Origin of the sequence: Planktophila turicensis (SeqCode), assembly GCF_965234405.1 — a bacterium.
Taxonomy (GTDB): domain Bacteria; phylum Actinomycetota; class Actinomycetes; order Nanopelagicales; family Nanopelagicaceae; genus Planktophila; species Planktophila turicensis.
In genome coordinates this window covers 1,331,885-1,345,965 of the sequence record NZ_OZ248346.1, presented here as the reverse complement: position 1 = coordinate 1,345,965, position 14,081 = coordinate 1,331,885, and the positions used below count along the sequence as shown (strand labels likewise).

12 protein-coding genes and 2 tRNA genes are annotated in these 14,081 nt (G+C 47.5%); 8 read left to right on the top strand and 6 right to left on the bottom strand.

From position 1 onward, the window contains the following. The first annotated feature begins 33 nt into the window (after positions 1-33). The 4 genes from AC8GFK_RS07005 to AC8GFK_RS06990 all read left to right on the top strand — a co-directional run bounded on the left by AC8GFK_RS07005 (position 34) and on the right by AC8GFK_RS06990 (position 1,326). Positions 34-108, top strand: a tRNA-Ile gene (locus AC8GFK_RS07005). Between the two features lie 13 nt (positions 109-121). After that, positions 122-194: transfer RNA gene (locus tag AC8GFK_RS07000), tRNA-Ala, on the top strand. A 55-nt stretch (positions 195-249) separates the two neighbouring features. Continuing rightward, entirely contained in the window at positions 250-762 is a 513-nt protein-coding gene (locus AC8GFK_RS06995) for a peptidylprolyl isomerase (RefSeq protein ID WP_426829605.1), read from the top strand. Positions 763-774: 12 nt separating this feature from the next. Next, the gene (locus tag AC8GFK_RS06990) at positions 775-1,326 is read left to right on the top strand and encodes a rhomboid family intramembrane serine protease (protein WP_506625170.1); all 552 of its coding nucleotides are present in this window, start codon (positions 775-777) and stop codon (positions 1,324-1,326) included. Here the strand turns inward: AC8GFK_RS06990 and AC8GFK_RS06985 are convergent. The 5 genes from AC8GFK_RS06985 to AC8GFK_RS06965 are packed head-to-tail and all read right to left on the bottom strand — an operon-like array spanning position 1,307 to position 8,314. Next, positions 1,307-3,340: a 4Fe-4S dicluster domain-containing protein gene (locus AC8GFK_RS06985; RefSeq protein ID WP_506625169.1), complete on the bottom strand. Its 2,034-nt coding sequence runs from the start codon at positions 3,338-3,340 to the stop codon at positions 1,307-1,309. The genes AC8GFK_RS06990 and AC8GFK_RS06985 overlap by 20 nt on opposite strands. Positions 3,341-3,357: 17 nt before the next feature. Next, positions 3,358-4,758 carry a rhamnulokinase gene (locus tag AC8GFK_RS06980; RefSeq protein WP_506625168.1) on the bottom strand — a complete coding sequence of 467 codons (1,401 nt, stop codon included), beginning with the start codon at positions 4,756-4,758 and terminating at the stop codon, positions 3,358-3,360. A gap of 6 nt (positions 4,759-4,764) precedes the next feature. Beyond that, a complete protein-coding gene (locus tag AC8GFK_RS06975) occupies positions 4,765-6,801 on the bottom strand; it encodes a bifunctional aldolase/short-chain dehydrogenase (protein WP_506625167.1) in 2,037 nt (678 codons plus the stop codon). A 4-nt stretch (positions 6,802-6,805) separates the two neighbouring features. Then, on the bottom strand, positions 6,806-7,972 hold the full coding sequence (rhaI, locus tag AC8GFK_RS06970; protein ID WP_506625166.1) for an L-rhamnose isomerase: 1,167 nt from the start codon (positions 7,970-7,972) through the stop codon (positions 6,806-6,808). Positions 7,973-7,990: 18 nt separating this feature from the next. Further along, positions 7,991-8,314, bottom strand: coding sequence for an L-rhamnose mutarotase (locus tag AC8GFK_RS06965; protein ID WP_506625165.1), 324 nt, complete (start codon positions 8,312-8,314; stop codon positions 7,991-7,993). 153 nt (positions 8,315-8,467) lie between these two features. On the opposite strand from AC8GFK_RS06965, the gene AC8GFK_RS06960 reads away from it, so the two are divergent. Beyond that, positions 8,468-9,466 (top strand): LacI family DNA-binding transcriptional regulator, encoded by a 999-nt coding sequence (locus AC8GFK_RS06960; RefSeq protein WP_506625164.1) that lies wholly within the window; start codon positions 8,468-8,470, stop codon positions 9,464-9,466. Here AC8GFK_RS06960 and AC8GFK_RS06955 read toward each other — a convergent pair whose 3' ends face one another. Further along, positions 9,467-10,738 carry an alpha-hydroxy acid oxidase gene (locus tag AC8GFK_RS06955; RefSeq protein WP_506625163.1) on the bottom strand — a complete coding sequence of 424 codons (1,272 nt, stop codon included), beginning with the start codon at positions 10,736-10,738 and terminating at the stop codon, positions 9,467-9,469. It abuts the gene before it with no gap. Between the two features lie 254 nt (positions 10,739-10,992). Between AC8GFK_RS06955 and AC8GFK_RS06950 the strand changes: the two genes are divergently transcribed. The 3 genes from AC8GFK_RS06950 to AC8GFK_RS06940 all read left to right on the top strand — a co-directional run bounded on the left by AC8GFK_RS06950 (position 10,993) and on the right by AC8GFK_RS06940 (position 14,076). Continuing rightward, positions 10,993-12,276: an ABC transporter substrate-binding protein gene (locus tag AC8GFK_RS06950; RefSeq protein WP_506625798.1), complete on the top strand. Its 1,284-nt coding sequence runs from the start codon at positions 10,993-10,995 to the stop codon at positions 12,274-12,276. 76 nt (positions 12,277-12,352) lie between these two features. Beyond that, positions 12,353-13,249: a carbohydrate ABC transporter permease gene (locus tag AC8GFK_RS06945; protein ID WP_506625162.1), complete on the top strand. Its 897-nt coding sequence runs from the start codon at positions 12,353-12,355 to the stop codon at positions 13,247-13,249. Continuing rightward, complete coding sequence (locus AC8GFK_RS06940; RefSeq protein ID WP_506625161.1) at positions 13,246-14,076, top strand: carbohydrate ABC transporter permease; 831 nt, start codon at positions 13,246-13,248, stop codon at positions 14,074-14,076. The genes AC8GFK_RS06945 and AC8GFK_RS06940 overlap by 4 nt, the downstream gene beginning before the upstream one ends. The last annotated feature ends 5 nt before the right edge of the window (positions 14,077-14,081 follow it).

The window sequence follows — 14,081 nt, the reverse complement described above, 5'->3', positions numbered from 1 at the left end:
AGCGCTTCTGCAAACGCACGAAAGTTCGTCTGCGGGCCCATAGCTCAGCCTGGTTAGAGCGCTTCCCTGATAAGGAAGAGGTCGGTGGTTCAAGTCCACCTGGGCCCACCCGTTCTAATACGGGGACCTAGCTCAATTGGTAGAGCACCGCCTTTGCAAGGCGGGGGTTAGGGGTTCGATTCCCCTGGTCTCCACTCAAGATCCCGTCACATGTGGCGGGATTTTTACTATCACTCGATTGGAAAACAAATGTCATCAACAGCAACTCTCCACACAACTCTTGGCGATATCGTCATCGAACTCTTTCCTAATCACGCACCAAAGACAGTTGAAAACTTTGTCGGTCTAGCAACTGGTGCAAAAGAGTGGACAGACCCACGCACAGGTAAGAAGTCAACAGAGAAGCTTTACGACGGAACAATTTTTCACCGCGTCATCGCAGGATTCATGCTTCAAGGTGGAGACCCACTTGGTCAGGGATTCGGTGGACCTGGTTACCAGTTCGCAGATGAATTCCACGGCGAACTTCAATTCGATCGCCCATACATTCTTGCAATGGCTAACTCAGGACCAGGAACAAATGGTTCACAGTTCTTCATCACAGTTGCGCCAACAACATGGCTCAACCGTAAGCACACAATTTTTGGTGAAGTAAAAGATGCAGCATCACAGGCTGTCGTCGACAAGATTGGTTCAACTCCAACAGGTGCGCAAGATAAGCCTGTCACACCAGTTGTAATCAATAGCGTCACTATCGCTTAATACTTCACAGGTATGAAGCAGCGTTCAGCAGTATTAACTCTGATCACTGTTATCTGCGCCTTTTATCTCTACGAACTCGTTGATTCAGGGATTATTGGAACCTTTGCACTCTATGGAATCGATCTACTAAAGGTCACCAATGAGTGGTACCGATTAATCACTGTAGCCCTGGTTCACGATAACTCGAGCACTATTCCAATTCACTTGGCATTTAACATGCTCGCGCTGCACTCACTTGGAACACCGATTGAAACCTTCTTAGGGCGTAACAAGTTCCTGATTATCTTCTTTGTATCTCTTATCGGTGGATCACTTACATCTGCGATGTTCCTTGGTTACAGTGGTTATTCAATCGGTGCATCAGGAGCTGTCTTCGGACTCTTTGGAGCATGGGCTGTCATCAGCCGCAGAATCGGCGCTGAAGTAAAGAGCACGCTAGTGATCATCGGACTTAACTTCGTCCTCGGTTTCACTATTGGCGGAGTCGATTGGCGCGCCCACCTCGGCGGCCTCATCACCGGCGCAGTTGTGACAAAGTTCTTACTTAGCTCTTCACGTTCCTAAGTAAGACCTGAGCGACATCAAGTACTTCGACGTCTGATTGACGCGCAACCATTCCGTCGCCGACCATGATGCGGCAGAACGGACAAGCGACAGCAACTTCAGGAACACCGGTATCAATCGCTTCATCAACGCGATTGAGGTTGATGCGAGTACCAATCTTCTCTTCCATCCACATGCGGCCTCCGCCACCACCGCAGCAGAATGAACGTTCTTGGTTACGCGGCATCTCTTCGATGTCGCAACCAGATGCTTCAAGAAGTTCGCGTGGTGGTGCATAAATCTGATTGTGGCGACCTAAGTAGCAAGGATCATGGAAAGTAATCTTCTGATCAGCCTTATGTGGTGAAGTCTTTAACTTTCCTTCCTTCACCAAAGTATTGAGCAGCTGAGTGTGGTGGAGCATCTGTAGCTCGTAACCACTCTGCGCGTAATCCTTACCAATCGTTGTGAAGCAGTGAGGGCAGGTAACAACAACTTTCTTCACTCCACGATTACCGAAAGTCTCTTTAAAGGTTTCAATATTTTCGGCAGCGAGAATCTGATAGAGGAATTCATTTCCCGAGCGACGTGCAGGATCTCCGGTGCATGTCTCGCGCTTTCCGAGAACAGCGAAGTTCACGCCTGCCATATGTAGAAGTTCGGCAACAGCCTTTGTTGTCTTCTTTGCGCGCTCTTCGTAAGCACCAGCGCAACCAACCCAGAATAAGTACTCAACTTCTTCAGGAAGTTCGCCACTGACAACGCGAACAGGGAAGTCGCATTCAGCGATCCAACCCTCGCGATCTTGCTTATTGGCACCCCATGGGTTTCCTGACTTTTCTAGGTTACGGAAAGTTCCGCCAAGTTCTGTTGGAAATTCTGATTCAACGAGAACCTGGAAACGACGCATATTGACGATGTGATCAACATGTTCGATATCGACGGGACACTCTTCAACGCAGGCGCCGCATGAAGTACAAGACCACAAGACATCTAATGCAATAGGAGCGTTCTCGCCGACAAGGTTCTCGGTTTCAACAACCTTTGCCATAGCGTGATCGCGCATAGCCATAATCAAGAGCTTCGGAGATAAAGGCTTATCTGTATGCCAAGCAGGGCACTGAGATTGGCAGCGACCGCACTCGGTACAGCTGGTCATATCCAGCAAGCCCTTCCACGAGATATCTCCGCGTGTACCTAGGCCAAAGACATCATCTTCTGCAGGATCTTCGAAGTTAACTGGCTTTCCCTTAGAAAGCATTTCAGGAAGTGCGCCGAGCGCAGGCTTATCAATATTGCGCTTGTAATAGATATTGAAGAATGCCAAGAAGCGGTGCCAGGCAACGCCCATAGTGAGATTTGATGCAATAACAATAAACCACGTCATTGAGACAACAATCTTGAGTGTTGCAACGATGACGATTGCACTTTCAATAGACGCTGTCGACATCGAGTTGAATGCAAGAACTGCTGGCCATGAAATTGCGTAATGCCAATTCCATTCTGTTTCTCCAGCAAGTGCGCCTTCAAGACCGCGCAGTGCAAATACACAGAAGACCACTGCAAGAATTGTTGCTTCGACGTAATACGCCTTACCCATTCCTGAACCGCTAAAGCGATTGAGCATGCGGAATCGTGTTACTTGGCGAATTCCAATGAGGGTAACAATTCCAATACCAGTAAGTGCGCCAATTGCTTCAGCAAAGAGCTCGTACCCAACGAAGTGGCCAATTACTGGAAGTGCGAATTCAGGGTTGATAACTTGGCCATATGCGGTAACAAGAGTTCCGAAGAGCGCACCGAAACCAATCATGACGAACCAGTGAGCAATTCCAGAGCCAGTGAACTTAAGCATCTTTGTGTGGCCCAGAACTTCTGTGAGCATATTCTTAAAGCGCGCAGCTTTATCGTTGCTACGTGTTGGATCAGGTTGTTGCTTCTTATAGATTGCAATGAGTTGTCGAACTCGAATTGCAAGAAGGACTAATGCAACAGCTGTGATGAGATAAGAAATGCTTGCTAGCGCTAACTTCATAAACGCTAGGGTAATCGTTAAGCGGGCTGAAATACCTTTGAAGTAAAGGATTTTTCAATAAGTGCGCGGGCTTCGGTCAGATTGGCAACAACTCCTGCAGAGATGGCCTGGACAGCGATATTTCCAAAGAGAGTCGCCTCTACTGGTCCGGTCTTTACGGTAATTCCGCAGATATCTGCCGTTAATTGATTAAGGAGATCATTTTGTGAACCGCCTCCCAAAATATGGATGAGTTCAATCTTTCGACCCGTGACAGCTGAAATTTCAGCCAAGGTCTTCTTATAGGCGTGGGCCAGACTGTTAAGAATGCAGATTGCGTACTCGCCATCACTTTCTGGTGGAGTAAGACCTCGTACGACACAGTAGGCGTGGATGCGCTCTGGCATACCTCCAGGAGGCGCGAAGAGCGGATCGTTAGGGTCAATCAGGGTTGTAAATGACTTTGCATCGGATGCAGCCTTGAGCAGTACAGGCATCTCATAGTCACGCCCTTCTTCGTGCCAAGATCGACGACACTCTTCAAGCAACCACATTCCAGTGACGTTCTTAAGTGCGCGTACCGTTCCATCTGCACCAAGTTCGTTGGTTACATTCGCTGCAAAAGCTTCAGGGGTTAGTACTGGTGCATCGAGTTCGACGCCGACGAGCGACCAAGTGCCACTTGATATATACGCCTCTGTAAGTCGATTTCCGAAGGGAACGCCTGCAATTGCTGCGGCAGTGTCATGTGAAGCGGTAGCCACAACATTAATTCCATCAAGCTCATCAAAACCTCTGACTACACCTATCAAGGTTCCTGGCTCATGTAATTCCGTGAAGAGATCTTCGCGAACACCGGCAAGTTGAATCAACTCACGATCCCATTCACGAGTGCGCGTATTAAGAGCTTGCGTGCTCGATGCGTTAGTTACTTCTGTTGAAAGTTTTTGGGTGAAGAGAAAATTGATCAGATCGGGAAGCATCAAGAACTTCGCAGCTTTTTTGTATTCCGGAAGTTCTCTCGCTGCATAAAGCTGATAAATCGTATTGAAAGGAAGGAATTGAATTCCGGTTGTTGAGTAAATGCGCTCTTTGCCAATTTTCTGCGTCAACTCTTGATAAGCAATCTCATTACGGGGATCACGGTAGGCATGAACTGGAGGCAGATACTGGTGTGTGGGGCTGATAAAGCCGTAATCAACGGCCCATGAGTCCACAGCCAAACTAATTGGATCTGATTGTTTTACAGCCTCGCGCAGACCTGAAAGAACTTCAGTGAGGATTAAATCCCAATCCCATAAGAGCGAACCATCTTCTTGCGGAATCACTTCATGTAGAAAACGGTGGACCACATCGAGTGAGATCGAGCCGCTATTTACCCGTCCTATAGCGACTCGACCACTCGTTGCACCAAGATCGACAGCAAGAAATTCAAACATAAAGTTCTATCGCATAAATGCGGCAGCTACTCCACTGTCGACTGGAATATGTAAACCAGTTGTTAGTACAAGATCAGATGAACAGAGAACAAATACCGCTGCAGCAATGTGATCTGGCAATACTTCGCGCTTCAAGATTGAACGTTGTGCGTAGTACTCGCCCAACTTCTCTTCATCTACTCCATAAACTGCAGCGCGATTAGCACCCCAACCAGATGAGAAGATTCCTGAGCCACGCACTACGCCATCGGGATTTACGCCATTAACGCGAATCTGATGTGCGCCGAGTTCAGCAGCAAGTAGGCGCACCTGATGTGCTTGATCGGCCTTTGTTGCGCCATATGCGATGTTGTTAGGCCCTGCAAAGATTGAATTCTTGGATGAGATGTAGACGATGTCGCCACCCATCTTCTGAGCAATCATCGCCTTTGCTGATTCGCGCGACATTAAGAATGAACCACGTGCCATGACATCATGTTGAAGATCCCAGTCAGCAACAGTTGTATCAACGAGCGCTTTACTGAGCGAAAGACCTGCATTATTTACAACAAGATCTACTCCACCAAATGCAAGAGATGATGCATGAACAGTTGCAATAATTGCTTCTTCATCAGTGACATCAACCTTGACGGCAATTGCCTTATCAGGCCCGCCAATTTCAGCAGCAACTGCAGATGCCGCTTCGAGATCACGATCTGCAATCACAACACATGCACCCTCGGCAGCTAAGCGAAGTGAAGTTGCCTTACCGATACCTGAGCCACCGCCGGTGACGATAGCGATACGACCAGCCAATGGCTTTGGCTTTGGCATACGACGGAGCTTTGCTTCTTCAAGTTCCCAGTACTCAATATTGAACTTTTCAGATTCAGCGATTGGCTTGTAGGTAGAAACCGATTCAGCACCGCGCATCACGTTGATCGCGTTGATATAGAACTCACCTGCAACGCGTGAAGTCTGCTTATCTTTTCCGTAGCTAAACATTCCGACGCCCGGAACCAAGATGATGAGTGGATCTGCACCACGCATGGCAGGGCTTTCAGGCTTTGCATACTTCTTGTAGTACGCCGCGTAAGTTTCACGGTACTTCTCGTGAAGCTCATGAGCGCGTGCGATTACATCTTCAACAGATGCATCTGCAGGTGTATCAAGAACCATCGGTGAAATCTTTGTACGCAGGAAGTGATCTGGACATGAAGTACCTAGGGCTGCAAGGCGAGTGAGTTCTGAGTGAGAAATGAAATCGAGAACCACATCGGTATCACTGAAGCTTCCGAGCATTGGTGCATCCATGGATGCGATTCCACGTAGTGCCGGTGCAAGAAGTGCCGCCTTTGCTTTGCGCGCTTCAGGGGAAAGCGGAGCCCATTCTTTTACGAGGGCCCCAAAAGGATCCCTCTTTCCCTTTACAGCTAAGAACTTTTCGGCCTTTTCAATTGCTTCGATGGAACGCTTTTCACATTCAGCAGAAGTCTCTGCCCAGGTTGTTAAGCCATGTCCACCAAGGACAGCGCCCTTAGCATTCGGATTCTCTTGAGCCATTTTTGCAATATCCAGACCGAGTTGGAAACCAGGACGGCGCCAATCAACCCAGAGAATTTCATCTCCAAAACATTCTTTAGTGAGCGCAGGTCCATCTGCCGCTGTAGCTAGTGCAATGATGGAATCTGGATGTAAGTGATCGACATGAGCAACGTTAACCAGTCCATGCATCGCAGTATCGATACTTGGTGCAGCTCCACCGCGACCAAATGTGCAGTAATCAAAGAGTGCAACCATTTCATCTTCATGTTCCACGCCGCGATAGACGTTAACCAAAGCGCGCATGCGATCGAGATAGAGACCAGCAAGCCCTGATTCCTTAAGTGTGCCTAAATCACCGCCGGAACCTTTTACATAGAGAACTTCCACATCTTGTCCAGTTGATGGATCTTTAGCTTCGCCTTTGGCAGAGGTATTTCCACCTGCATAGTTGGTGAACTTCGGATTACTCCCGAGACGGTTCGATCGACCCAATAACTCTTCGATAGTTTTATTCGACATTAACTTAAGCTCCCCAACCTGCTTGATTACCGCCGACGCGATCTGCAGCAATCTTTGCGGCGTAACCGCTCGCTGCATATGCCTTCATTGGTTCTGGATCAATACCTTTATCGCTGCGCCATTCGCGAAGAAGTCCGCGAACATCGGTGTTGTATGCATCCATCAAAACTTCATGTCCAGCTAGTACATCACCGGCAAGCTGCGCCTTCTTAAGTGCATCTTGATCAACAAGAACTGCTTTAGCGACAGCTTCTTGTACGTTCATGATGGAACGGATTTGACCAGGGATCTTCGCTTCAATGTTGTGGCATTGATCGAGGACGTAAGAAACAGGTGTTCCAACATCAAAACCACCATTGATATTTACTTCATGCATGATGCGGAAGAGCTGGAATGGGTCTGCAGCACCAACAATAAGGTCATCATCTGCATAGAAACGTGAGTTAAAGTCGAAAGCACCAAGTCGCTTTGCGCGCAGCAAACCAGCGACGATGAATTCAATATTTGTTCCCGGTGCATGGTGGCCTGTATCTACAACAACCATCGCCTTTGGTCCGAGCGCCATGCAATGCAAAAGTGAAGTTCCCCAGTCAGGAACATCAGTGTGATAGAAAGCTGGCTCAAAGAATTTGTATTCGAGCAACATGCGTTGGTTAGCGCCAAGACGTGCATAAACCTTTTCAAGTGACTCTGCTAAACGGTTCTGACGATCTGCGATGTTGTCTTGTCCTGGATAGTTTGTTCCATCTGCAAACCAGAGCTTGAGATCCTGAACGTTAACTTGGTCCATGATGTCGATGCAGTCGAGCAAGTGGGCAACGGCATTTGCGCGAACCTTTGGATCTGGCGCGCAGACAGAACCAAGAATGTACTGATCATCCTGAAAAGTATTTGAATTGATTGTGCCGAGCTTTACTCCAAGGCCTTGCGCATGAACCGCAAAGTCTTTGTAATCAGCAACTTTGTCCCACGGAATGTGAAGAGCGACAGTTGGCGCAGCGCCGGTGTACTTATGTACTTGCGCAGCGTCTGCGACCTTCTCGTATGGATCGCGCGGCACGCCTGGCTGACCGAAGACCTTAAAGCGCGTCCCGGAGTTGCCGTAGGCCCATGAAGGAGTCTCAACACCTAAGCGATTGAGAACAGCTTTTACTTCATTAGTGCTTGCCATTGTCGGTATCCATTCTTTTTATTTGAGGTAGAAAATGTTTTCGAGCTTCAGGAAACCTTCGTCAGGTCTGCGACCATCGAGTGCTTCGAAGTAATCAGCCATAAATGCTTGCCAACGTTCATTGACATCTTTTTCAGCCATTCCATCGAGCGCCTTCTGAAGATCAGGAGTCTCGAAGTAACCAATCAAGGTTGCATCACTGCGATCTAAGAAGAGCGAGTAGTTATGCCAACCCGTTTCAGAGAGAGCTGCGAGCATCTCGGGCCAGACGTTCTGATGGTGCAGGACATACTCATCAAGCTTCTCCTTGCGAAGCTTGAGTCGAAATCCAACGCGCTCCATCAATACATCCCTTCGCAGTTGAAACGATTCATATTCAATAGGCAGACGTTAAGAGGGAAATAAGCGTGAGTCAACCCTCATCCGATAACAATTGGGTCAAGATGGCCTTGAATTTATTGACACGGTTCAATTGCAAGGGCAGACTCACGCCCCATGAGCGTCAGCCTTCGAGATGTAGCCAAGGCTGCCAAAGTCTCCGTTGGAACGGTCTCAAATGTTCTCAACCGCCCTGAAGTCGTAGCCCCTGAAACGCTGGCCCGTGTACAAGCCACAATCAAAGAGCTGGGATTCGTTCCTAATGGCTTTGCTCGCCATCTACGTTCAGGCCAGAGCAGAACTCTGGGGCTGATCGTGCCTGATGTAGCGAACCCATTCTTTACCGAAGTTGCCCGTGGTGTTGAAGATGCCGCCAGCAAGCGCGATTACGCAGTCTTTCTCTGTAATTCAGATGAGTCTGCGACTAAGGAAGATCGCTACGTCAATGTTCTCATTCAACAGCAGGTACGTGGGGTGCTCATTACTCCCGCTGATATGAAGTCTGACCGACTTGAGGTGATGCGCGAACGAGGAATTGCTGTCACGCTCCTGGATCGTGAAATTAAGGGGCGTAAGCAGTGCTCGGTTTCAGTAGATGACGTACATGGTGGTCAGATAGCAATTGAATATCTTGCCGGGCTTGGTCATAAAAACATTGCGTGGGTCTGCGGACCTGAAAGTATTCCTCAGGTTGCTGATCGTGGTGCGGGTGTTACAAAAGCAGCGAAGGTTGCTGGTGCGAAGATAGAAACAATTCGTGTGCCACTCATGAATGCGGCCAAGGGTGAAGAAGCAGCAAAGAAAATTCTTGAATTGGGCGTTATGCCGACCGCCATTTTCTGCGCAAACGATCTGTTAGCTCTTGGCGTCATGCGTGCACTTCTTGCAAGTAAGGTGCGAATTCCGGAACAAGTCTCCGTACTCGGCTATGACAACATTGAATTTGCTCCATCGGCAGCAGTTCCACTCTCATCTATCGCGCAGCCTTCATACCAAATGGGTGTAACAGCCGCAGATTTGTTACTCAATGAATGTGAAGATGGCGAAAACCATGAACACCAACAGATTCGTTTCCAACCTCAATTGGTTGAACGCGCATCTACCGGTAAGCGCTGATTAATGACGATTTAAGAAGCGAACATGCTTAGGTGTTAACTCATCGAGTGAATTAACCCCGAGCAACTTCATATTACGAACCATCTGAGTGCGCATAATTTCTAGCGCTCGCTCGACGCCATCTTGGCCACCTGCCATGAGCCCATATAAATATGCTCTTCCGACGTAGGTGAATTGGGCACCAAGAGCCACCGCAGCAAGAACATCTGCTCCGTGCATGATCCCGGTATCAATATGAATCTCGTAATCCTTCTTAAATTCCTTCTTAATATCTGAAAGCAAGTGCAACATAATCGGTGCGCGATCGAGCTGACGACCACCATGGTTTGAAAGCAAGATTGCATCGGCGCCTAACTTCGCTGCCATCTTTGCATCTTCAAGGTTCTGAATTCCCTTTACCGTCAGGGTTCCATCCCATTGTTCACGAATCCACTTGAGGTCTTCCCAAGTCATTGTTGGGTCGAACATGTAATCAAGGAGTTCGCCGACTGTGCCTTCCCAATTCTTCATAGATGCAAATTCAATGGAAGGTGTGGTTAAGAAGTTAATCCACCAAGCTGGTCTAGGGAGTGCATTAATAACTGTGCCAGCGGTAAGACGTGGTGGAACAGTCAATCCATTTCGATAATCTCGAATGCGCTGACCTGCAGCAGGGACGTCCACTGTAAGCATCAGGTTCTTAACGCCAGCGCGCTTTGCTCGTTCAACCAGAGCCATGCTGCCTTCGCGGTCTTTCCACATATATAACTGGAACCAGTTGCGCCCGTCAGGAGCTGAAGCAACCACATCTTCAATAGTTGTTGTGCCTAAAGTTGAAAGCGTAAATGGAATTCCAAATTTTTCAGCAGCGCGTGCGCCAGCAATCTCACCTTGAGACTGCATCATGCGGGTAAAGCCAGTAGGTGCAATACCGACAGGCATAGAGAATGATTCACCAAGTGCTGTTCGAGTTAAGTCAGCGGTGGATACATCTTTAAGGATGCTCGGAATAAATTCGAGGTCGCGGTAAGCCTGGCGTGCGCGCTCGAGACTTACTTCGCTTTCAGCGGATCCATCGGTGTAATCAAATGGGCCCTTTGGTGTTCTTCTCTTTGCGATATCTCGTAGGTCCCAAATTGTGTAAGCCTGTTCGAGGCGGCGCTTCTTGCGGCGCAAGGTAGGAAGTGAGAATTGCAGAAGGGGAGCGAGCTCAGAAGGCTTCGGGAACTGACGCTTAACATTCTTGGCCACGCGAGAACCGCCCTTAATTACGCTCAGTGGAATTGAATCCATTTAATAAAAAACGTTCCTTTGGTACAAATCGAACCTTTGAGGGAGATCGAAAAATACCTGTAAGTAACGGTGCTCAGCGTACGGGTTGAATTGTTCAATAATCAAGGGGAGTTTTACGCGTAAAAACGTAATGAAACCGTTATCAAGCTTTTTCTGAAATCCATTGACGGTTAGGTCACACCACCGCTAAATTCCGCACCAAGGTTGAAACGATTCAACCAAAGTTCACCTCAGGAGGATGAATGAAGACAATGATCAAGCGCGGAATAGCTCTTGCGCTACCTATCGCACTTGTCTTTGGAGCTACAGTCGCTGCTCCATCACAAGCTGCAGATACAGAAATTACTTGGCTCATCGATAACGGCCAGAGCAACCAGGATGTTGCTAAGGCACTCGTAGCTGCCTATGAGAAGGCAAACCCTGGCAACAAGGTCACTGTTGTTCTTCGTCCAGGCGGAGCAGATGGCGATAACCTCGTCAAGACAAAGCTTGCAACAGGTGAAATGGAAGATGTATTTACATACAACTCCGGCTCACTCTTCCAAGCACTTGCTCCTTCAAAGAATCTTCTTGAAATCACAAACGAATCTTTCATGAAGAATGTTCTCTCATCATTTAACCCTGTTGTCTCTGTAGGCAAGAAGGTTTACGGAACTCCATTCGGAACTGCAGTGGGCGGCGGAATCCTCTACAACAAGAAGGTTTATGCAAAGCTTAAGCTCAAGGTTCCAACAACATGGGCAGAGTTCATGGCTAACAATAAGAAGATTAAGGCTGCTGGAATTGATCCAGTTATCCAGTCATACAAGGACACATGGACATCACAGCTCTTCGTTCTTGCTGATTACTACAACGTTCAAGCTGCATCACCAAACTTTGCTGCTGATTACACAAACAACAAAGAGAAGTACGCAAAGAACAAGGCAGCACTTCGCGGATTTGAATACATTGAAGAGCTCAAGAAGCTCAACTACTTCAACCGCGATTACGCATCAACAACTTACGCACAGGCTCTCGACAAGGTTGCTCTAGGCCAGGGTGCTCACTACCCAATGGCAACATGGGCTATTCCACAGATTGCTTCACAGCAACCTGCAAGCCTTGAAGATGTTGGTTTCTTCGCACAGCCAAGTTCTAAGGCGAGTGTCAATGGTGTAACTGTGTGGGTTCCATCAGGAACATACATTCCAGCTAACACAAAGAACGCTGCAGCTGCAAAGAAGTTTGTTGGCTGGATGACTACAGCTAAGGCTGTTGACGTTATGAACGGCGTTGAAGGATTTGCAGGCGGCCCTTACTACATCAAGGGAGCAAGCATTCCTAACGCTCTTCCAGGTGCAGTAAAGGATCTCGTTAAGTACTTTGAGAAGAACGCAACTGCTCCTGCACTTGAGTTCGTATCACCAATCAAGGGTCCAAACCTTGAAAAGATTCTTATCGAAGTTGGATTAGGAATCACTCCTGCTAAGAAGGCAGCTACTGCATACGATGCAGATGTTGTTAAGCAGGCGAAGCAACTCGGCCTTAAGGGCTGGTAACAAATAAGTAATAAAACTGGCGGGCTGAGAAATCGGCCCGCCAGTTTTACTCATTACATTTATTTTTGGGGGAAAAGTGAAGAAAGCAGAGAAGAAAATCAAGAGCCCGTACTCGTACGCTCTTGTTTTGCCGATTGCGATCATCTTCACGGTTTTCTTTATAATTCCGACTTTTGTATCTTTCTTCTTTTCAATGACCCGATGGACTCTCTTTGATTGGGAATTTGTTGGATTTGAAAACTTTATTCAATACTTTAAAGAAGCTTCACTTGCCATTGGATTTAAGAACACCCTTATTTATGGAGTAGTTACTTCAGGTCTCAAAGTTGTATTCGGTCTGGCATTGGCACTACTTCTCACTGGACGTTTAAGAGCTAAAGGATTTTTGCGATCAGTTGTGTACTTCCCGGTATTAGTTTCAACTATCGGCGTCGGTTTTACTTTTAGTATCTTGTTGGACCCAAACTACGGAGCGGTAAATAAAGCGATCGTATCTTTTGGTAAAACCATCGGCTGGGAAACTTATGGTCCAGGATGGCTAGTTGATCCGAATTTACTTCCACTTTTATCAGTGGCATTCGTAGATGTCTGGAAAGGCGTCGGAATGGCTACTGTAATTTTTATGGCAGGACTTGCAACGATTCCACAAGAGTATTACGAGGCACTTGCTGTAGATGGTGGCGGCGCCTGGGATAAATTTAAAAACATCACACTTCCTTTAGTTCAGCCAGCCACCGCTGCTGTCGTCATTCTCAGCTTTATCGGCGGACTACGATCATTCGATCTCATTTGGGCGATGACAAATGGAGGCCCAGGCTTCCTTTCGGACGTCATCGCATCTATCAATTACAAGCAGTATCAAGCTGGTTTCTATGGTCTAGCAACTGCAGGAAACGTAATCCTGCTCCTCTTTGTTCTATTAATCATTGGACCTGTGTATTGGTTCTTCAATAAGAAGGAGAAGCAAGCATGAAAAAATTCCTTCGCAAGAACTGGATTGATTTTGTCGCGGTGCCGATTGGCCTCTTCGTCTTCGTAGCCCCGTTTATTCTCATCTTCTTAACAGCATCGAAGAATTCGAAAGAGTCTTTCCAATTCAACTTCCAGCTAGGTGAGAAGTTTCTACTTTGGGACAACATCAAGACTGTCCTACAGACTAATGATGGAATTGTGATTCGAGCATTCATTAACTCATCAATTCTGACCATAGTCTCGGTCATCCTGATCGTCTTTGTAAGCTCAATGGCAGCCTTCATTTTCGCCCGCCGTCCAGGAAAGCTAACGACATTTGCAAACATTATGGTGTTGGCTGGCCTCGTAGTTCCTCCAGCCGTTGTGCCTACCATTTGGGTACTGCAACGTCTTCACTTATTTAAGACCATGCAAGGACTCATTCTCATCGAAGTCGCCTACAGCGCAGCATTTGCGATCTTGATTTACCGCGGCTTTATTGCTTCGATCCCACGCGAAATTGATGAAGCAGCTGCGATGGATGGCTGCACAGGTTTCTCTCTCTACCGAAGAATCATTTTCCCATTGTTGATGCCAGTGAACGTGACCATCATTGTGACCACATCAGTTGCAATCTTTAATGACTTTACCAACCCGCTCTACTTCTTACCGGGCAATGACAATGCAACAGTGCAGCTCACGCTTTTCTACTTCCAAAGCGCATATCTCACCCAGTACAACTTGCTCTTTACTGACATCTTATTGATCACAATTCCACCGCTCATCGTCTTCATTATCTTCAATAAGAAGATTGTTTCTGGTCTTACTGCTGGCTCTGTAAAGGGTTAGTTCTT